Source organism: Cryobacterium tagatosivorans (assembly GCF_004402215.1).
GTDB lineage: Bacteria > Actinomycetota > Actinomycetes > Actinomycetales > Microbacteriaceae > Cryobacterium > Cryobacterium tagatosivorans.
Window position 1 is genome coordinate 1 of the sequence record NZ_SOEZ01000058.1, and the last position, 1,567, is coordinate 1,567.

General features: G+C 69.9%; 1 protein-coding gene and 1 pseudogene. One reads left to right on the forward strand and one right to left on the reverse strand.

All coding sequences use genetic code 11. The features are described from left to right. Window positions 1-118: 118 nt before the first annotated feature. Window positions 119-745 carry a histidine phosphatase family protein gene (locus E3O23_RS12030; RefSeq protein ID WP_134491343.1) on the reverse strand — a complete coding sequence of 209 codons (627 nt, stop codon included), beginning with the start codon at window positions 743-745 and terminating at the stop codon, window positions 119-121. Window positions 746-969: 224 nt separating this feature from the next. On the opposite strand from E3O23_RS12030, the pseudogene E3O23_RS18315 reads away from it, so the two are divergent. Continuing rightward, window positions 970-1,567 (forward strand): annotated as a pseudogene (locus E3O23_RS18315) (hypothetical protein); the annotation flags it as partial.

The window sequence follows — 1,567 nt, forward strand, 5'->3', positions numbered from 1 at the left end:
AATCCGAGTCCACTGGTCATCGGTCAGCAGAGCAGTACGCGACATTCCTCCAGCCTCCCAAACGAATCACGATTCGATTAGGAGACACGCCCTAGCCCGGCTCAGCGACTAGCCCGGCTCAGCGAGCGGCCCGGCGAGGAACAGGCTCCACGACCAGGCCCGCCCAGGAGACGAGCGTCCAGCCGGCGTCCGGCGAGCCGGTCAGCTCAACAACTCCCGCGTTGATGAGGTCGTTCGTGCCCGCGAACATCGGCGGCACGTTGCGGGCGCGGGCGGCCGTCCAGACGCGGATCGCCGCCCCGTGGCTGAAAACGGCGGCGGTTTCGGCGCCGGAGGCCGCGAGCTCGATATCGGCGTCGAACCGGGCGAAGAAGGCGTGCCCGTCCGTGGCCCTGGGCATCCGGGTGTCGAGGTCACCGGCGCCCCAGGCGAAGACGGTCTCCATGTACGCGCGAACGGATGCCCGGTCGCTCAGGCCCTCGAGCGAGCCGGCTTCGATCTCGTGCAGGCCTTCGGCCACGTGCACCTCGAGGCGCCGGTCGACCGCGAGCGGCTCCGCGGTGAGCTGCGTGCGGAGGAGCGTCGACGCGAAGATCGCGTCGATCGGTTCCGAGCGGAGGGAGTCCGGAATCACGGCGGCCTGGCGCGCGCCGAGGTCGGTCAGGCCGGGACCCGGGTGGGCGGTGTCCAGCTGGCCGAGAACGTTGGCGGGGGTCTGTCCGTGGCGGATCAGGAAGAGTCTCATGTCCCCTCCAGCATAGGCATCGGGGTGCTTCCGGAGGGCGAATCCGCCCTCGCCGGGATCCGGCGGTGACCCCCTTTTGGGGGGAGATTCACAGGATTTGGGTGGCAGTTCTGCAGAAACCCGTTGCATACTAACAACTTCGCCCGCGCGGAGCCCCGCCCGTGGAACGTCGAACAAGAACCGCCCGGCCACCCGTGCACGAGCCGGTTCGAATGGTGAAAGTCATGCATAACTCATTTCAATGGTCTGCCCGAAAGTCCGCCGGCGTCACCGAGACCCGCAAAACCCGCCGGGACCGCGACCGGAACACCCGCTTCCGCCGTAACCGCCGCGGTACAGTGCTGATCGCCGCGCTCGTGGCCGTCGGCGCTGTTGTCGCCAACGGCCTCGTGCTGCAGCCCGCGCTTGCGGCCCAGAGCGAGAGCATCGCCGCGACGGCCGCCCACGCGGCAAGCACCGGCTCGCACTACGAGCAGCTGGACTCCTACGGCGGCGTCCTCGAGGCCCGCGCCGACCAAAGCGCCAAAGCCGCCCTCAGCGTCGCCAAGAGCACGGTGACCGCGGCCAAAGGCAAGACGGATGCCACGGCGCTCACGGCATCCGTTGCCTCCCTCACGTACTACACGCGGCTCTTCCCCGAGCAGGTCTTCGAGCTCGTCGAGAACACCAGGGCCGAGACCGCGACCCTGAAGGCAGCCACGGCCGCCGTCGACCGTTCGGCGGCGGACAAGGCCGCCGCAGCGGCCGCAGCGGCCGCAGCGAAGGCGGCCGCGGCGAAGGCGGCCGCGGCGAAGGCCGCCGCGACGCAATCCGCCGCGCCCG

Excerpts from the sequence above, each read along its gene's own strand:
- E3O23_RS12030 (WP_134491343.1), bottom strand. The coding sequence starts at position 745 with ATGAGACTCTTCCTGATCCGCCACGGACAGACCCCCGCCAACGTTCTC.